Annotated in this window: 14 protein-coding genes; all 14 read right to left on the bottom strand. The window is 45.4% G+C overall.

Annotated elements, in window-relative coordinates; genetic code table 11:
• Positions 1–392, bottom strand: a 392-nt coding sequence (locus BCV39_RS06165; protein WP_102460918.1) for a glycine zipper domain-containing protein, incomplete at its 3' end; no start/stop codon positions are given.
• A gap of 236 nt (positions 393–628) precedes the next feature.
• Positions 629–1,075, bottom strand: coding sequence for a hypothetical protein (locus tag BCV39_RS06160; RefSeq protein WP_102431197.1), 447 nt, complete (start codon positions 1,073–1,075; stop codon positions 629–631).
• Positions 1,076–1,223: 148 nt separating this feature from the next.
• Positions 1,224–3,128, bottom strand: coding sequence for a propionyl-CoA synthetase (locus tag BCV39_RS06155; protein ID WP_102431196.1), 1,905 nt, complete (start codon positions 3,126–3,128; stop codon positions 1,224–1,226).
• Between the two features lie 118 nt (positions 3,129–3,246).
• Positions 3,247–4,419, bottom strand: coding sequence for a 2-methylaconitate cis-trans isomerase PrpF (gene prpF / locus BCV39_RS06150; protein ID WP_102431195.1), 1,173 nt, complete (start codon positions 4,417–4,419; stop codon positions 3,247–3,249).
• A gap of 9 nt (positions 4,420–4,428) precedes the next feature.
• Positions 4,429–7,053 (bottom strand): Fe/S-dependent 2-methylisocitrate dehydratase AcnD, encoded by a 2,625-nt coding sequence (gene acnD, locus BCV39_RS06145; protein WP_102431194.1) that lies wholly within the window; start codon positions 7,051–7,053, stop codon positions 4,429–4,431.
• Positions 7,054–7,154: 101 nt separating this feature from the next.
• Positions 7,155–8,369, bottom strand: coding sequence for a 2-methylcitrate synthase (gene prpC / locus BCV39_RS06140; protein WP_102431193.1), 1,215 nt, complete (start codon positions 8,367–8,369; stop codon positions 7,155–7,157).
• A 145-nt stretch (positions 8,370–8,514) separates the two neighbouring features.
• Positions 8,515–9,411 (bottom strand): methylisocitrate lyase, encoded by an 897-nt coding sequence (gene prpB / locus BCV39_RS06135; protein WP_102431192.1) that lies wholly within the window; start codon positions 9,409–9,411, stop codon positions 8,515–8,517.
• Between the two features lie 96 nt (positions 9,412–9,507).
• Entirely contained in the window at positions 9,508–10,227 is a 720-nt protein-coding gene (locus BCV39_RS06130) for a GntR family transcriptional regulator (protein WP_102431203.1), read from the bottom strand.
• Between the two features lie 314 nt (positions 10,228–10,541).
• Positions 10,542–10,847, bottom strand: a complete 306-nt coding sequence (locus tag BCV39_RS06125; protein WP_241902263.1) for a hypothetical protein — start codon at positions 10,845–10,847, stop codon at positions 10,542–10,544.
• 187 nt (positions 10,848–11,034) lie between these two features.
• Positions 11,035–11,814 (bottom strand): winged helix-turn-helix domain-containing protein, encoded by a 780-nt coding sequence (locus BCV39_RS06120; RefSeq protein WP_017107116.1) that lies wholly within the window; start codon positions 11,812–11,814, stop codon positions 11,035–11,037.
• A gap of 335 nt (positions 11,815–12,149) precedes the next feature.
• Positions 12,150–13,784 (bottom strand): carboxylesterase family protein, encoded by a 1,635-nt coding sequence (locus BCV39_RS06115; protein WP_102431190.1) that lies wholly within the window; start codon positions 13,782–13,784, stop codon positions 12,150–12,152.
• A gap of 91 nt (positions 13,785–13,875) precedes the next feature.
• Positions 13,876–16,473, bottom strand: coding sequence for a hypothetical protein (locus BCV39_RS06110; RefSeq protein WP_102431189.1), 2,598 nt, complete (start codon positions 16,471–16,473; stop codon positions 13,876–13,878).
• A gap of 306 nt (positions 16,474–16,779) precedes the next feature.
• Positions 16,780–17,469, bottom strand: a complete 690-nt coding sequence (locus tag BCV39_RS06105) for a hypothetical protein (RefSeq protein WP_241902261.1) — start codon at positions 17,467–17,469, stop codon at positions 16,780–16,782.
• Between the two features lie 285 nt (positions 17,470–17,754).
• Positions 17,755–18,681 carry a hypothetical protein gene (locus BCV39_RS06100; protein WP_102431188.1) on the bottom strand — a complete coding sequence of 309 codons (927 nt, stop codon included), beginning with the start codon at positions 18,679–18,681 and terminating at the stop codon, positions 17,755–17,757.

The following is an 18,681-nucleotide window of genomic DNA, read 5'->3' as shown; positions in this document are numbered from 1 at the left end:
TTATCTTCTTTATCTTCTTTGAGATCAGCAAGCTGTTGTTCTAGTTCAATAAGCTTAATTTCAGCCTCAACTTCAGCAACTCGCTTTTCTGCATCTGTGCGATTGTCTTGCGCTAGGCCATCGGCAGTAACTTGGGTTCGTTGTGCGTTTCTTGCATCGTCCGTATCTTTCATTGAACCAGCAACACCACCGGTCACACCGCCTAATGCAGCACCCTTCACGGCTAAACTCGCATCTCCAGTTAGAGCGCCTGCTGTTGCTCCTAACAAAGCACCACCTACAGCACCACGATTACGTGCAGTATTCTCATTTTCGTTATCCATTGCTGGTGATGCGCAACCAGAAATAGTCACAATCAGTGTCGCTAAAAGAAAAGGTTTAGTGAATTTCATAGGAGTCTCGCTTAGTTCTTCGTTTGGAGTAAAGCCATCTTAAGCAGGTCCGTTAATGAGATAAATAAAGCCACGTTTAGACGATACATCATGTGCAGCTATGTATTATCCAGCCATCGTATAACTACTTAATGATACCTATCTTGAGATCGTTTTATCCTCACCAACAAAAAGGCGACCAATAAGGTCGCCTCAATCGCTCGTTCTCTATAATTCTTGTCTTTCAGATGTCGCTCTTAGTCTTTGGACCAAAAGTTTTGCATATTTTCTGCACTAGGTGGCGGTCTTACACCGCAGTCTCGATAGTGGTGTTTATCACCAATCCCAAGGACCTTGCCACTTTCCTCATCGATCATAGCAGCCACTTTTACCCCGTCTCCCACATGGCGAGTCAACACGACAATTTCACCGGCTCTTTCAGACCTTACCGCCCCCAAGATTTGATATTCGTATCGGCCTTTCCTTGAATTAACGATCATCTTCGAGTTAATCGGGTCGGCTTCATACCCCACGCCAATATCAAAAACCGCTTGATAGAGATCGACGCCAGTTTTGGACACACACTTAAATACCTTGGGATGACTCAAGGGTTCTAACAACGCTCTGCTCGCTTCATCCTTTGAAATACTGGCACTAACAGCGCCACTAACCAGTAAAGCAATCAACAAAAAGTAAAATCGCATAAAAAAGACCTCAATATGTGGGGTTCATAATGAGGTCATAGTAAACGCAATGGATAAACGGATGAATAAAGTAGAGTTTAGGTAAACCATCACGCTGGCTTATGTATTAATATACGAGCCGACGATCAAATTACCCAAACAGCTAAGCCTATTTGCCGAGCTTTTCAGCAATTTCCGTTAAGCTAGTCGGATCATCAATCGTCGAAGGCACCACGTACTGCTCACCTTCAGCGATCTGCCGGATGGTTCTGCGTAAAATCTTACCGGAGCGTGTCTTGGGAAGTCTCTCAACAACCAAGGCTTGCTTAAAACAGGCTACCGCGCCAATCTCATTACGAACTTTACCAACCAACTCCGCTTGTAACTCAGTGCCATCGACTTTTACGCCATCTTTCAGCACAACTAAACCAAGAGGTAGCTGCCCTTTTAAGTCATCATGAACCCCGACTACCGCGCACTCTGCAATAGCTGGGTGACCGCCAACGATCTCTTCCATTTCACCGGTAGAAAGACGATGCCCCGCTACGTTTATCACATCGTCAATACGCCCCATGATAAACAGATAACCATCTTCATCAAGGTAGCCGCCATCACCCGAAACATAATAGCCCGGGAATTGGCTCAGATAGCCAGACTCAAATCGATCATGATTACGCCAAACCGTTGGCAGGCAACCGGGTGGTAGTGGACGTTTAAGTGCAACAAAGCCTTGCTGATTCGGCTGTGCTACTTCACCGAGTTCATTAAGAATCTCCACTTGATAACCCGGAACAGGTTTAGTGGAAGAACCCGCTTTCACTGGCAAAGATTCCAGCCCTGTCGGATTGGCAGAAATAGCCCAACCCGTTTCGGTTTGCCACCAGTGGTCGATAACCGGTTTATTGGTGTGAGATTCTACCCAATCCAACGTTGGCGGGTCTAAACGCTCACCGGCCATGAAAATCGACTTGAGCGATGTTAAGTCATACTTGGTAAGTAACTCGCCTTCGGGATCTTCTTTCTTAATGGCCCTAAATGCGGTTGGCGCAGAAAACAATACATCGACTTTGTATTCTTCACACACACGCCAAAACGCACCGGGATCGGGTGTTCGTACTGGCTTGCCTTCAAACAGAATCGTAGTACAACCATGAATCAATGGTGCATAAACAATATAGGAATGTCCCACGACCCAGCCGACATCAGAAGCTGCCCAAAATACACCATCTTGCGGCATATCGTAGATAGTGCTCATCGAGTATTTCATCGCGACCGCATGACCACCATTGTCACGCACCACACCTTTTGGCTTACCCGTAGTGCCTGACGTGTAAAGAATATACAAAGGATCGGTTGCCAAAACAGGAACGCAACTGTGCGGCAATGCATCGTTAACCGCTTGCTGCCAAAGTACATCGCGTTCATTGCTCAATTCAGCTAAAGCTTGCTCTCTTTGAAATACGACGACTTTCTCAGGCTTCCAACGACTGTCCATGATCGCTCTGTCGACCATAGGCTTATATGGCAGTACTTTATTTATCTCGACACCGCAAGAGGCAGTAATCAACACCTTCGGCTCGGCATCTTCGATACGAACGGCGAGCTCATGAGGAGCGAACCCGCCAAACACCACCGAGTGAACCGCGCCTAGTCTTGCACAGGCCAACATTGCCATCGCCGCTTCAGGAATCATTGGCATGTAGATAACAACACGATCGCCTTTAGTAACGCCTTGCATAGCTAGCATACCAGCGACTTTTGCCACTTGGTCACGCAATTGATTGTAAGTGTACGATGATTGAGTCCCTGTAACTGGAGAGTCGTAAATCAGTGCCACTTTATCACCACGACCATTTTCGCAATGATAATCTAAAGCCAACCAGCACGTGTTCATCACCCCATCAGGAAACCAGCGCTCAATACCGTTATCGTCAGTTTGTAATATCGTTTTTGGTGACTCAAACCAATCTATCGCTTGTGATTGTGTTTCCCAAAACGAATTTGGATCTTCCCTCGCCCATTGATACTCGGTTATATAGTCTGTTTTTCTGTTCATTCGATTCGTAGCAGACATAGTGCCTCCTCCATGATTTATCCATTTCTCCAAGTGCCTAGCCTTTGGCTGTAGCACTTGATAGCACTCTTTTCTCAGCGTTGTGTTCGTGAACATTTAACCGTTCACGACAATCGCTTTACTTAGGAAAAGGCACACGGATGGCACCTTCCATGATCACTCGGGCACTACGACTCATTATCGCCCTTTCTATTTTCCAACCGTTTTCGGTCTGCAAAGCTTTAGCTCCCACCTTTAAGGTTCCTGATGGATGGCCAAAGGTCACAAAATCACGGGAACCCTCACCGGCTGCCAAGTTCACTAACGTACCCGGAACACTCGCCGCTGAAGCAATGGCGACTGCAGCTGTGCCCATCATGGCGTGATGCAGTTGCCCCATAGACAAAGCTCGCACCAAAAGGTCGGTATCGTCAGCTAATACCGATTTACCACTTGAAGCTTGATACGCTTGAGGCTTAGCAACAAACGCGACTTTCGGTGTGTGTTGGCGTGAATCCGCTTGTTCTAAAGAATCAATCAGCCCCATTGCAACTGCGCCATGTGCTCGGATGGATTCAAACAATGCCAAGGCTTTTGAATCGCTGTTGATATCAGATTGAAGCTCTGTGCCTTGATAGCCAACCGATTCTGCATCAACAAAAATGGTTGGTATTCCTGCATTGATGTATGTCGCTTTGATGCAGCCCAATTCGGGAACATCTAAAAAATCGACAACATTCCCTGTTGGAAACATAGAGCCACTCGCATCGGCCGGATCTAGGAAATCAACTTGGATTTCAGCAGCTGGGAAAGTGACACCATCGAGCTCAAAGTCACCCAACTCTTGGACTTCCCCGTCAGCGATAGGTACATGAACAATAATGGTTTTCTCTATGTTCACTTGCCATACTCGCACCTCGACCACGCCGTTTTCTGGAATACGATTCGAATCGACCAATCCACTATGAATAGCAAATGGGCCTACTGCAGCAGACAAATTACCGCAGTTACCGCTCCAATCAACGAACGGCTTGTCTATTGCTACTTGACCGAATAAGTAATCAACATCGTGATCGGCTTTACTGCTTTTCGAAACAATAACGGTTTTACTGGTACTGGATGTTGCGCCACCCATACCATCAGTTTGTTTGCCATAAGGATCCGGGCTGCCAATCACTCTCAACAACAATGTATCTCTAGCTTCTCCAGCAACTTGCGCCGCTTTAGGTAAGTCACTTAGGTTGAAGAAAACGCCTTTACTTGTTCCGCCCCGCATGTAGGTAGCAGGTACTTTTATCTGTTTGATGTTCATAACCAGGTCCTACTGTGCGAGAAAGTCTTTGGCGAAACGTTGCAATACGCCACCAGCGCTATAGACATTCACTTCGTCTGCCGTGTCTAGTCGGCAGGTTACAGGCACATCCAGCTTTTCACCGTTTTTACGAGTAATGACTAGAGCCAAATCAGAACCGGCTTCAATGTCACCGTACACGTCGTAAAGCTCGGTGCCGTCCAGTTCTAAAGTATTTCGATCCGTTCCCGCTTTGAATTGCAGGGGCAGCACACCCATACCGACTAAGTTGGTTCTGTGGATTCGTTCAAAGCCTTCGGCAACAATCACTTCAACACCCGCTAAGCGCACCCCTTTGGCTGCCCAGTCACGTGATGAACCTTGTCCATAATCAGCACCAGCAACAACAATCAAAGGTTGTTTACGGTTCATGTAGGTTTCTATCGCTTCCCACATTCGCGTAACTTGACCTTCGGGTTCAACCCTTGCTAATGAACCTTGAACGACTTCTCCTGCGTCCTTCACCATTTCGTTGAACAGTTTAGGGTTGGCGAAGGTTGCTCGTTGTGCGGTTAAGTGATCACCTCGATGGGTCGCGTAGGAGTTAAAGTCCTCTTCCGGAACTTCCATTTTGGTGAGGTATTCCCCCGCCGCGCTCGAAGCGAGAATCGCATTTGAAGGAGATAAATGGTCCGTAGTGATATTGTCACCCAGAATCGCTAAAGGTCTCATCCCTGAAAGGCTTCGTTCTCCCGCAAGAGCCCCTTCCCAATAAGGTGGCCTGCGAATATAGGTGCTTTGAGGTCGCCAGTCATAAAGCGGTTCAGTCGTTACCTGTTCCTCGTCTGGCTGGAACATTTTCACGTAGATTTGTTGGAATTGCTGAGGTTTAACATGCTCACCGACAACGGCATCGATCTCGGCATCACTCGGCCATAAATCACTTAAGTAGATTGGCTTACCATTGTTGTCGGTGCCTAAGCTGTCTTTCTCGATATCAAAGCGAATCGTGCCAGCCAAAGCGTAAGCAACCACCAATGGCGGTGAGGCTAAAAACGCTTGTTTTGCATAGGGGTGGATTCGACCATCAAAGTTTCGATTCCCCGATAACACAGCGGTTGAGTACAGGTCACGGTCGATGATCTCTTGTTGGATTGCATGATCTAGGGCTCCGCTCATACCATTACAGGTAGTGCACGCATAACCGACGATACCAAAACCTAATTGTTCCAATTCTGGCAACAAACCTGCTGACTCGAGGTAGAGCTTGGCAACTTTAGATCCTGGAGCAAATGACGTTTTCACCCACGGTTTACGAACTAATCCAAGCTGATTGGCTTTCTTAGCCACCAATGCTGCGGCTACCACGTTTCTTGGATTACTGGTGTTAGTACAAGAGGTAATTGCCGCAATGATCACGGCACCATCGGGCATTTGATCATCGCTGTACTGCTCTTTCCAAGATGCTTGGCTAATGCCTTGTTCAGCCAGCTCTCTGGTTGGCAAACGACGATGTGGATTGGATGGCCCTGCAAGATTGCGCTCAACCTTCGATAAATCAAACTCTAATACACGCTCATATTGAGCAGAGTCTAGATCGTCAGCCCATAGCCCGGTTTGCTTGGCATAGCGTTCGACTAGTTCAACTTGTTCAGGCTCTCGTCCCGTGAGTTTAAGGTATTGAATAGTCTGCTCATCGATGTAGAACATCCCCGCAGTCGCACCGTACTCAGGCGTCATATTCGATATAGTGGCACGGTCGCCAATAGTCAGTGCACGAGCACCTTCACCAAAGAACTCTAAATAACTAGAAACCACTTTTTCATTTCGAAGAAACTCGGTAATCGCAAGCACAATATCCGTTGCCGTAATCCCTTCTTGTCGTTGACCCGTTAGCTTCACGCCGACGATGTCCGGCAATCGCATCATCGAAGGCCGACCTAGCATCACAGTCTCAGCTTCCAAGCCGCCCACACCAATCGCAATAACGCCCAGGGCATCAACGTGCGGTGTATGGCTATCGGTACCAACACAAGTATCAGGAAACGCGATGCCTTCTTTAGATTGAATAACTGGAGACATTTTCTCCAAGTTAATCTGGTGCATGATCCCGTTACCCGCTGGGATCACACTCACGTTTTTAAACGCGGTTTTACACCATTCAATAAAATGAAAACGGTCTTTGTTTCTGCGCTCTTCAATCGCGCGGTTTTTATCAAATGCTTCGTTATCAAACCCGGCATGTTCCACTGCCAAAGAGTGATCAACAATCAGTTGAGTTTCGACCACTGGGTTCACCTTGGCAGGGTCTCCGCCTTGGTCGGCAATCGCGTCTCTTAATCCAGCCAAATCTACTAGGGCTGTTTGACCTAGAATGTCATGACACACCACTCGCGCAGGATACCAAGGAAAATCTAAGTCGCTCTTGCGTTCAATGATCTGCTTTAAGCTGTCTTCAAGGGTTTCAGGATCACAGCGTCTTACTAATTGCTCTGCCAACACTCGCGACGTATAAGGCAAGGTTTTATAAGCGCCCGGGGATAGTGCTTCTACCGCTTCGCAAGCGTCGAAATATTCTAAACCCGTTCCCGGTAAAACCTTTCGATACTTGTTTTCATCAAGCTCTTGGTTTCTTTCAAGTTTTACATCAGACATACATCCACCATTATCTGTTAAATTCTATTCGTTGGTTCCCGAGGCCTTATCACATGAAGATAACAGTCACCTCGAGATTTAAGTCGGCTCGATATAGAGGACTAACGTAAATGGATAGGTAGCCAGTCTTGGTGCTCTGGCCCGGTGTAGTCTGCACTTGGACGAATGATGCGATTGTTTTCTCTTTGTTCGAACACGTGTGCTGTCCAACCTGTGAGGCGGCTCATCACGAAGATCGGAGTAAATAATTTGGTTGGGATGTCCATGAAGTGGTAGGCCGATGCATGGAAGAAGTCAGCATTACAGAACAGCCCTTTCTCGCGCTTCATTACCGCTTCAACACGTTCTGAAACGGCATAAAGCTGTTCATCTCCCACCTCTTGAGCTAGCTCTTTTGACCAACGTTTGATTAAGGCATTTCGAGGATCACTTTCGCGATAAATGGCATGACCGAAGCCCATGATTTTGTCTTTGTTAGCAAGCATCTGCATGATGTTGGTTTCGGCTTCATCAGCGGTTTTCCAATCTTGGATCATTTCCATTGCCGCTTCATTCGCACCACCGTGCAGTGGGCCTCTTAGTGTGCCAATCGCAGCCGTTACACAAGAATGAATATCCGACAGTGTTGAGGCACAAACACGAGCGGCAAAGGTAGAGGCATTAAACTCATGTTCCGCATAAAGGGTTAGCGAGCAGTGCATCACCTTTTTATGCAGTTCACTAGGCGTTTTGTCAGTCAGCATCTTCAAGAAATAGCCACCCAAACATGCTTCGCTTTGATCTTCCGTATCAATGCGCACGCCATCATGGCTAAAGCGATACCAATAACAAATAATCGCAGGGAAAAGCGCGAGCATTCGTTCAGTCGCAGGCAATTGCTCAGAAAAATCAGACTCTTGCTCTAGATTACCTAGCATTGAACAACCTGTTCTCATCACATCCATTGGGTGAGCGTCTGCAGGGATAAGCTCTAATGCTACTTTCAAAGGTTGAGGCAAGCCGCGTAGGCCAACCAACAGTGTTTTGTAATCGTCTAGCTCTTTTTCAGTGGGTAAATGACCTCTGAGTAGCAGATGCGCCACTTCTTCGAACTGAGCATGATTAGCAAGGTCAGTAATATCATAGCCACGATAAGTTAAACCCGTTCCTGACTGGCCTACGGTACATAGAGCGGTGGTTCCAGCACTTTGGCCACGTAGCCCTGCACCACCAATCGCGGGAGTACCAGTTGGTTTCGCGCTTTCATTCTTGTCTACGTTATTGTTCGCCATTGACGCATTGTCGACAGTTGCTTTATCACTCAAAGATACAGACATGTTGAACTCCTTTTCTTTGTTAGCCGCCTGCACTCTTTGGTGCTAACTATTTATATGTCCGACGCTTTTACAATCGGAACTGGATGTGGCGACTAACCATTTCACGTTATTGGATTAAGTTGATTTTTATTAATTGAAGTTGGATTTATTCTTCACTCGAAAACAACTTGTCAAGCTTGTTCTCGTAATCGTGGTAATTCAGGTGTTCGTAGAGCTCTTTACGGGTTTGCATTGAATCCAGCAGAGCTTCTTGATTGCCTTCAACTAACAAGTGTTTGTAAACATTCTCCGCGGCTTTGTTCATCGCACGGAACGCACTCAATGGGTAAAGCACCATGTCGACACTTGATTGGGCTAACTCGCTACAGTTGTAGAGTGGTGTTTGGCCGAACTCAGTGATGTTGGCCAAGATAGGCACGTGTTTACCCGTTGCTGATTTCAGCGCCGCTGAGAACTTCACGTATTGATCGAGTTGATTCATCGCTTCAGGGAAGATCATGTCCGCACCCGCATCAACACACGCAATCGCTCGTTCAATCGCACTATCAATGCCTTCAACTGCCAATGCATCGGTACGCGCCATAATCACGAAGCTGTCATCGGTTCTAGCATCTGTTGCCGCTTTGACTCGATCAACCATCTCTTGCTGGCTTACAATCGCTTTATTTGGTCGATGACCACAGCGTTTCTGAGCCACTTGGTCTTCCATATGAATGGCAGCAGCACCCGCTTTTTCCATCGCTCGAATGGTTCGTGCAATATTGAATGCGCCACCAAAACCCGTGTCGATATCCACCAGCAAGGGCAAATCACACGCATTGGTAATACGTTCAACATCGACCAATACATCGTTCAATGTCGTAATGCCTAAATCAGGCAAACCGTAAGACGCATTGGCGATGCCTCCACCAGACAAATAAATCGCCTGATGACCCAAGTTCTTTGCCATCATCGCGCAATACGGATTCACCGTGCCGACGATCTGCAATGGGTCGTTGTCTTTCACAGCTTGTCGGAACTTTGCTCCTGCTGATAACTTCATAATGACGCTCCCTGTTAATTGTTTATTTCTAATCTTTATGACTAATGATGTTTAGCTCTCGCCAGCGAAGAACCGCTAGCAAATACCAGTCGCCAGTTAATCAAGATCTTTGGATTGAATTTGTTGCTCAATAAGCAATCGGCTACCCGAGATGTGTCTTCGCATTAGCATTTCTGCTAGCTCTTCATCACGGTTGCGAATCGCTTGTAAAATGTATTTATGTTCATCAAGCGCCTCTTTTGGTCGAGACTGTGCTCTAGGCGATTGGTAGCGGTACATGCGTAATAGGTGATAAAGCTCATCACACAACAGCGAAATGAGTTTGCTGTTACGACTCGCTTTGATAATGCGGTAATGGAAATCAAAATCCCCATGTTGATGAAAATAAGAAGAACCTTCGACTTCATCGATATGTTTAGAATGTGTCGACAATAACCCTTCAAGCCCGATCAACTCTTCTTGTGTGATGTGTCTCGCCGCTAATCGAGCAGCCATGCCTTCCAATGCCTCTCGCACGGCGTAAAGCTCTAGCAGTTTGTCTGCCGAAAAAGTAATAACTCGAGCGCCGACATGAGGAATTCGCTCAATAAGCCCTAGCCCTTCCACACGCATTATCGCTTCACGTAATGGACCTCGGCTTACTTCAAAGCGTTTAGCCAGTTCAGGTTCCGAGATCTTACTGCCCGGAGCTAATTCACCGCTAACAATCGCCTCGACTAGGTATTCAGTCAGGCTTTCCGACTTGGTGTTTTCTTTGTCGCCAACACGAGTTTTCGTGTTTGCACTTAAGCTGAGATCTTTTATCGCAGTATTCATATTCATGCTGCTCACTTCTGATTGCCGAACCTTAATTGTCAACAATTCCATAACATGAACATAAAATACACGATTAAATTGTCGACAATCAAGCTAATTGTCGACAATTTAGACTAAGGTATAATTAAAAAAGGCAGTGCAAGATGAGCTTAGATTGGTGAATTATCGTTAGCAGAACCTGATGGTGTATTACCAGCGCCCCGAATCAAGTGAGAGTATATTGGGCTAAACAGTACGTATAGACACTTACCGTTTTACACGCTTTTCGACTACTGAAATTAACGGTCTACTCGCTTTAATCAGGTTATTGGGACTTATTGTGAACTGCGAGAACGCGATACCAACGTTGGGAACTCAAATATTCCCCCTTTGATAAGTACGATGTGTTGGCTAAAGTAATTCACGGCACTACTACTCACATCTCGGGTTCGTGTTTTCATTACGATGTCAGATGCCGTGAAAAACAACTCTTCAAAGTGAGGATCGGTTTTATGTTCAGTAAAGTCCTCTACCTCAGAATCATATAGACAGTACTCGAAAACATTTTTGTGTCTCTCAACCACTTGCGCTTCAGAAGTAAACAACACCCCATCGCCATTATTCGAAAAAGAGTAAGACATGATTGAAAAGTGCTCATCAGTAAAATTAGTCGAGCTTAATGTCTTGAGTTTGAGCCCGTTCTTTCTTTCAACGTACTGTTTATAGTTGTAGACAAAGCTTAAGTTGTGACGATTCTGATGCGTATAATGCCTAATAAAAGAAAAAAGCATAAAAACTAAACTTAACAGAAAGAAAAAGTGATACTTATTAAAATTTTTCAAGGATATTTTTAATTTTTTCATTTTGAGAGTGAACTGAGATTATATAGTTATTGGCATAAGAGTTTTGCGAAGTTTCTTCTAACGCATATGCGAAGTAAACCTTCTTACCATCAACTTGATAAAATAGCGTCATATTAGTATTCAATTGATTAATAAGATTCAATAATGACTTCGGTGCAGTATGATCCCTTAAAGTGATCAGGTTGATATTATTACCTGTACGACTCTCCAAGACCTGTAAATGGTAATCAGATGATATAAAAGAATCTTTCATATATGGGGAGATTTGGGACAAACCTGAGTAAGCAAAATCCTGGTACAAAAAGTAACCACCAACAGCAAAATTTAAACTAATAAAGAACGTTAATATAGGTTTGGCCTTACTGGATATCTTGCTTGTAATCTCCTGATATATGGGCTCTTTCTTTTCATGTTCTGGCTCTTCAGAGTCCAGGCTTATCAGTGTGTTATCGATAAATACATTCAGTTTCGTGTTTATGCTGTAGCCAACACCGCGGAATGCCGTAATTTCAACGTTCGCTTCTAGATCATAAAAGGCCTTTCTCAAAAGCGAAATACTTCGCTTTATCGACCCCTCAGTCACCACCTTGTTCTTCCAAACTGTATCTAATATGGTCGACTTTTCGACCATTTCTCCTTGCTTCCCCAATAGAAGAATAGCTAATTTAAACTCGTTATTATTGAGCAGTAATTCCTTTTCTCGATAAGTTATTTTATTTTTCCCACTATCAAATTCTACATTCATTGATAGAAAAGCCCCATTAAAGCATTAAGATTCATAAGATCACATTGATTGTAACAACAAATCAATTATACCCAGTAAGCAACTTGATAGACACACTCGTCCAATCAGAATTGAAATGAATCCTAGAAAGGATTTAATTACCCCATATCACTACGCAAAAATAGAGGAAAAAAGTTTACTATTTCACCTAATATTTCTTTGGTTTATTAAGAAAATAAAAGAGCCACCGTTTTATACATAAACAGTGGCTCTTCAATTTACACCTAACCATTTATCTAACAAATGATTAAGACTAATAGTAGTCAGGCTTTCGGCTCATGCTTCTGTAATAAAGGCTACAAAGCCATCACTTGGTTTACTTGTTCACATAAACTGGCATTAAGCGTGTTGTCCCAATCATTTTCCGTAACAAACTCACCGTTAGTGTTAAAGACCGTCACATTGTCTTTTTCTAAAGCGTATGGTGTGAACGTAGAAGTCTGTAACCACTGTGACATAAGATCATCTTTAACAGACTTATCCTTATTAGAAAATTCAGCAGGTCCAGATACTGCATTCACCTCATTACCGAAAATAAAAGAAAGCTCTGCACCATGACATGAGCTCTCAGATGGCTTACACGTTTTTGCAAAGCTCTCTACGTAGTAGTCAGGCCAAAGGCTAAAATCAGGTTGATAGTTGAACTGGTATAGCGCCGCATTCGAACCACCTGCAGCCAAGTTTTGCGCAACCTGTTGAGATGAACACGCAAACAGCACTTGATTCATTAGTTTGCGGGCATTAGCTTTACGCTTTGCTGCGGTACTATTCCAGAAGCTTAATTTGAACTCTGGAATCTCACGTAGCTTAGAACCCTTATCTGCACCGAAAAACAGATCGATCAGTGAATTATAGCTGCCTGGTAAATCAAGAAGCGCATCAAACGGCGCAACAAAGATATTCGACTCATCTTGGTTGAAACCCAGTATCACATCAACACCATTTACCGATTTTAGTTCACTCGGCTGATACGTGACAGTCTCTCCATCGACATAGGGTGCCCAAGATAACAGACCCGCTGTTTTAGGGGTAATACTGGTCAAGCTATTCAGCTGCGTTGCTGCAGCTTTCATTTGAACTTGAACATCCACGATCTCTTCAAAAGGCACGCTAGTAATGTCTTTGTCCTTTCCTAGCTTATCTTGAACAACACCTGCTACCCATTTCGCTGACTCGGCATCTTTGTACTTAACGCCATATGGGTTACTTTCCATGATGGCACGTTGGTACAGGTGAGCGTTTTGTTGCTCATCCATTAATTGGATGCCAATCGACATCGCACCTGCACTTTCGCCAAACAGAGTAATGTTGTCGGCATCGCCACCAAAACTATCGATATTGGCATGAATCCACTGCAACGCTGCCTTCTGGTCTTGGATACCGTAGTTACCAGAGTGTTGTTCACTGTAGTAGCTACCAAAAATACCCAATCGGTAATTCATGCTAACCAGAATAAACGGGGTACCCTCATCTGCATTTTTAGCAACAAGCTTCGCGCCATCAAACTGCTTAACTGTACTAGAGCCAAGCTCAAATGCACCGCCATGAATGAACACATAAACGGGCAGCTTTTCACCTAGCTCAACACCTGAAGGGCGCCAAACGTTCGCGTTTAAACAGTCTTCGCTTTGTGCTTCTTGTACTACACCGTTCGCTTCCATTGTGTGAGGTATTTGCGGGCAGATATCCCCTGCAGAAGTCACATCATAATGAACGCCAGCTTCAAAGTAATTAAGCTTGGGTGCCTGAAAGCGTTCTGCTGAAGCATATTTTACGCCCATAAACGCATCAACTTGTGATGAGTAGCCCACCGGCGAATGCGCTAGGCCTTGTAGTGTCGCCCCTTCAAGATCCACGCTTGGTGCTGCAATGGCTTGGTTGCTTAACGCTAGAATGGCGCTTGCAATCGAAATTGATAATGTATTTTTCATCGTTTTACTCATAAAAGAGAGAATCAGTGTTATTTGTAAAAATCAAAAAAGGAGCAAGGTTAATCACCTTGCTCCATATAATTACAAACTATTATTCAGGAGCGACTGTCCAAGCGTTATAGCCTTTCTTCGTCTCAGTGAAATCCAGATCTGGTCGACCCCAGCCCGTTTCACACCCCGTTTCATTCGCTGGCAAAGAGAAGAATGTATTGTGTGGGTTAAACTCTGGGAAGAAACGATACACTTGATCGAAAGCGACCGGCATATTCATTAAGCGGTTATCGACCATTCTGGTTGTACCCGCGCGAACCAGTTCCCAACGCTCATTCCAGTTAACACGAACATACGCGTCGTAATCTGAGTTGTTGGTCGCCGTCAGCTGGATACGGCTCCAGTAATTCAGGAATGAACCACCCGTTTGACATCTCATAGTTAAATCTACAGGCACAGTTTGTGGTCGGTTCGCTTCGTTTTGAATACCGAAACGAGAAACAAACATATGTTGGTTCATTGAACCCTTGTCACCATTTTTCGGGTAAACAATCAAATCACCCCATTGACTACCACCAGCACCACCGCCACTGCGGTCAAAGATACGGCCATTCCACAATGAAGAAATCGTCATCTCTGCAGTATTGCCTGAAGCAACAATAGATTCTTCTAGGTGGTTATCAGATTGCGCTTTAAAAGAGAACAATTGAGACACACCAGCGTCCACATTACATTCTTGACTTACCACATTGTAACTACTGTAACCGTTCACCGTTAAACACTGTGTATCATCGCTCGCAGGGCGAACTTGGAATACGTTCGTCGGGTGTGTGACAGTGCCAGGCGCCGCTGGTACAAATTTAAACAGCACATTAGGGTCGGTATTTTCATTTACCGCTTGTGATGTGTCACAGTCTTGGAATGCAAACTTGCCGCCAACATTAGTTAAACACTGCACGTTACCATTGCTTTCGAAGTTAACAATACGCTTACCTCGGTCACCAATCGCGATATTGAAGCGTTTTGACTTCACCTTATCAACGCCATGAACACGGTAATTCGCTACAAGATCCAGTGGCAATACAACGTTAGCAAAGCGAGGAAGATATTTTGCGTACTCACCACCTAAATTAGCAGCAGCATCTGCGATAGAATCATTTAGAGTTGCGACATCAAGGTAGAATTGCCCCTCTTCAGAGAACTCAGAAGCATTCGCTAAAATAGTACTGTTGATTGTCTGTTCTGCCAGCTTCAATACGTCTTCAGCTAAGCTCGGTAGTTCTGGCGCATACACCTTTACAAGCTCAACTAATGGATACTCTACCGACCAAGTAACACTTTCCAAACCTGAAATGGCACTGTGATCCAGTGTATCAAGTGAAACTTGAATACCAGTATTACGCGCTTCACGGCTGCCATTTCGGTTACCTTTGTTTGTCACCTTAGTAACAGCACCATTGATGTATGCGTTATCGTAAATCACATCGTTCGTTGCATCTGCATCGGCAAGCACAATCTGGTTGGCATCAGTGTTGTACGTAACAACCGTAGAAACGTTGTTCCAAGTAAACGTCTGTTTGCCTGTGGTTTGAAGATCGAACGCGACGTCGTTTGTTACGTGACCACCTTGTAACGTTTTAGTTTGGGTGCCCGCTTGGATGCTTTGTCGGCTGTCATCATCTTGCCATACATTAAGGCCCGTCAGTTTTACACCACTACCGTTTGCAATAAAGTCACACGACTGTGGGGTGTTTTGTGTCAACACACAGGTACTGCCTGAGTTGTTAGAATCAACAATACGCATAGGCGACGCACTCAAGTAAGCGCCTTGACCTGTCATTGTGGTGCGGCCTTGCGGATCGACAAAAGAAACCGGTGTGTCATTGTCGTTCAGCTTATAAGCCAGCGATACAGTGTAGAACGCCGCTGAATCCCAACCTTGCGAAGGAATAACCTGACCCGTGATGGTGTTGTGGCCACTGTTGATGCTTTGACTTTGGCCTGATAGCGTTACCCACTCTGTTGTGGTGTTGTCTTCGCCAGTACCGACCGTTTTTTCCAGTAGCACTCGAATCGGTTGGTTAGCAAAACTGTTTGTACTGCCGTTAACTAAATCAAAGTCTAACGTGACATTGATTGGCGTTTGGGTCGCTAGCCACATTTTGCCGTCTCGGGTCAGGTTTTCACCTTTTGCCGGTACAAATGTAGCCGATGCGTTTTCAATCTCAGGCGCATCAGGGATCAAATCGTCCATGATGAGGTCGCCACCCCACATTCTGCGCACGCCATCGGCCACCCACAGTTCTATCTGAACACCAGTACTGTGGTAACCAGACTCAGGAAGCAAACAAGACCACTGGTTGTTGCCTAAGCTCGAACAAGTAGAATTGTGATTATCAGAACCATGAATCACCACCTTAGATGGGGCTTGCTCTTGGTACCACTCACCCTGCGGGAACGATACCGGCGTGGTGAGCAAGACCTTTTGATTTGCCTCTAGAGTAAGCCCTTCCGGTTTAAAATTAGCCACACAATATGGACTGGCACCATGTGGGTTGAAATCTAAACACTTCAGGTGAGGGTCAATATTGTCCGCGCCATATTCGTTAGCAATGTTCTGAGAGTGTTGAGCAGCATGGGCTACTGAAATGCTGGCTAAGCTGGTTAGCAGCGCCGCATAAATAGGAGAAAATTTCATTAAGATTTCAGTCTCTTTGATTGAAAGTAACAGTATTAAAAAATGGAGATAAAGGCCTTCAAAGCCACAACCGCTGCGAATTCGTTAGCAACGAATGCCATTGAACGTGATCAGCCAAATGGCCGTTATTGGACATCACAGCCAACAGGAAGCGACGTTTAAAGACCCGCCAAGCTTGTGCTTGATTCGGCGTGAAATACAGTGAATTACCGTTAGTTTAGGTTTTATGAGCTTTTTTTAGAGCTCGTTAATTCAATGAGTTAGCTTATCAAGCCCAGGGCTCATTCAGTGAAAGAATCGCCAGTGTTATGGCTTAAGAAGCGCTGGTACCTCGTCACTTTGCAGGGCGCAGGTGTGTAAAATGTCCAGAATCAGAGCATTTTCATCGATGGTGTCTTGGTAAGGGATAGTCGGTAGCCCTTCCAGCGCTAAGTGCAGCTTTTCTGCGGTATAGCGGTAGCTATCAAACCCCTGATGTTTCCATAATTCAATCGAGGCAATTGCACGATCAATACACGCCTCCATCGGTACCGGCTCCACCAAGTCATCGACGGTCAGTTCACCGCCCCACATTCTGCGCACGCCATCGGCCACCCACATTTCTATCTGAACACCAGTGCTGTGGTAACCAGACTCAGGAAGCAAACAAGACCACTGGCTGTTGCCTAAGCTTGAACAAGTGGAATTGTGATTATCAGAGCCACGAATCACCACCTTAGATGGGGCTTGATCTTGGTACCACTCCCCCTGCGGGAACGAAACTGGCGTGGTGATCAATACCTTTTGCTTAGGCTCTAGAGTAAGCCCTTCCGGTTTAAAATTAGCCACACAGTATTTACTGGCACCAGCAGGGTTTAAATCTAAACACTGACGGTGAGGGTCAATATTGTCTGCGCCATAGCCTTCCGCAATGTTCTGAGTGTGTTGAGCGCCATGCGCTGCTGAAATGCTGGCTAAGCTGGTGAGCAATGCCGCGTAAATAGGAGAAAATTTCATGGTTGTTGGTCTCTTGGTGATTAAATAAAAAGGTAAAATGGCTAAAAGGCACAAGTCGGCCTGTTCTAGAGGCTGAAGAAACGGGTGCACTGCACAGTGAACGAATACAAACTGCGTAAATGGAATATAACGGCGAAAACAAGCCTGCCATCCCACACTAGATTGATATCTACAGCTAATTGCATCAAAACGGTTGATTAGCAGTCACTGAAGGCAACCAGCTATTTGCCCTCAGTGCTCGCAACCTTAAATGCATGACTAACTGAATGAGTCATATCGAGATGGTTAGCGGTCAAACTGCTGGCAATTGACCATACTCTTTCTTCTGTCTTGGTCACTGCCCGCCATCGTAAATTGGAATTGAAGGTTACTGATGGTTATTTCGGGGTTTGCCTCGGGATAAGGCAAAGCCAAGTTGCTGTCTGTCGTTTGATATATCACTAGCCCAAAGCTAGGGGGGATCGGTTGCTTGGTAAGCGTAATCGGTATCGAGTTATGACCATCGTACGAGAAGTTAACAACCAGCGTTTCGGGTAGCTTTTTGTCTTGAAATTTTGGGGTCGATGGGCTGAAGTGCACTGGTGACAGGCTTGTCAATTCTGTCATTTCTACCACCCCTGGCAAAAAATCAAACGCCAGCGTCGGAAAGCTCAACCGATATTGCCTGCTTCCGGATAGATTTAAATCAATATTGTCGTACGCAAGGTTCATAAAATCGACAGTTTGTGCTTCGTAACAGATCCCTTTGGTGCCATCTGGTGGGTACTCGAGTGCCACAGGTAACGGTTCACTTTCAAAAGTGCGCGTTGCTTCTGGGTAGCCCTTGTCAACCTTGCCGCTGTATTTCACGGTCAGAGGTTTAAAGCCCACGCCTTTATCAAACACCTTATCAATGTCTGATGGGTTGATGGTCAGGGTTGGCGAACTCGCAAAACACTCTCCCTGATCATTACACCACTGGTAGGTCTTTGAATCGGCAATGACTTCATCGCCATCGGGATCGAGATCTTGAATAGGACGAACGGAAATAGGGCCTGTGCCTATGGTGTTGTTCTCATTCGGTGCGACATTCCATTCGGGCATATCCGTTGGGTAACCGTGGCCTGAAATGACTGGCGTATGATTTGAGCAAACTTGGTTTTCAGGGCATTCTGCCATTGCTGACCAAGAACAGCTTAAAGCCAAAATAGTGATGATGGATTGACGTATCAT

Source organism: Vibrio sp. 10N.286.55.E10 (genome assembly GCF_002872555.1).
Lineage (GTDB): Bacteria > Pseudomonadota > Gammaproteobacteria > Enterobacterales > Vibrionaceae > Vibrio > Vibrio crassostreae.
This window is presented reverse-complemented; position numbering and strand designations above follow the sequence as displayed.

Coding starts and splice junctions, on each gene's coding strand:
- BCV39_RS06160 (WP_102431197.1), bottom strand. CDS start 1,075: ATGCGATTTTACTTTTTGTTGATTGCTTTACTGGTTAGTGGCGCTGTT.
- BCV39_RS06155 (WP_102431196.1), bottom strand. CDS start 3,128: ATGTCTGCTACGAATCGAATGAACAGAAAAACAGACTATATAACCGAG.
- prpF (WP_102431195.1), bottom strand. CDS start 4,419: ATGAACATCAAACAGATAAAAGTACCTGCTACCTACATGCGGGGCGGA.
- acnD (WP_102431194.1), bottom strand. CDS start 7,053: ATGTCTGATGTAAAACTTGAAAGAAACCAAGAGCTTGATGAAAACAAG.
- prpC (WP_102431193.1), bottom strand. CDS start 8,369: ATGTCTGTATCTTTGAGTGATAAAGCAACTGTCGACAATGCGTCAATG.
- prpB (WP_102431192.1), bottom strand. CDS start 9,411: ATGAAGTTATCAGCAGGAGCAAAGTTCCGACAAGCTGTGAAAGACAAC.
- BCV39_RS06130 (WP_102431203.1), bottom strand. CDS start 10,227: ATGAATACTGCGATAAAAGATCTCAGCTTAAGTGCAAACACGAAAACT.
- BCV39_RS06125 (WP_241902263.1), bottom strand. CDS start 10,847: ATGTCTTACTCTTTTTCGAATAATGGCGATGGGGTGTTGTTTACTTCT.
- BCV39_RS06120 (WP_017107116.1), bottom strand. CDS start 11,814: ATGAATGTAGAATTTGATAGTGGGAAAAATAAAATAACTTATCGAGAA.
- BCV39_RS06115 (WP_102431190.1), bottom strand. CDS start 13,784: ATGAAAAATACATTATCAATTTCGATTGCAAGCGCCATTCTAGCGTTA.
- BCV39_RS06110 (WP_102431189.1), bottom strand. CDS start 16,473: ATGAAATTTTCTCCTATTTATGCGGCGCTGCTAACCAGCTTAGCCAGC.
- BCV39_RS06105 (WP_241902261.1), bottom strand. CDS start 17,469: ATGAAATTTTCTCCTATTTACGCGGCATTGCTCACCAGCTTAGCCAGC.
- BCV39_RS06100 (WP_102431188.1), bottom strand. CDS start 18,681: ATGATACGTCAATCCATCATCACTATTTTGGCTTTAAGCTGTTCTTGG.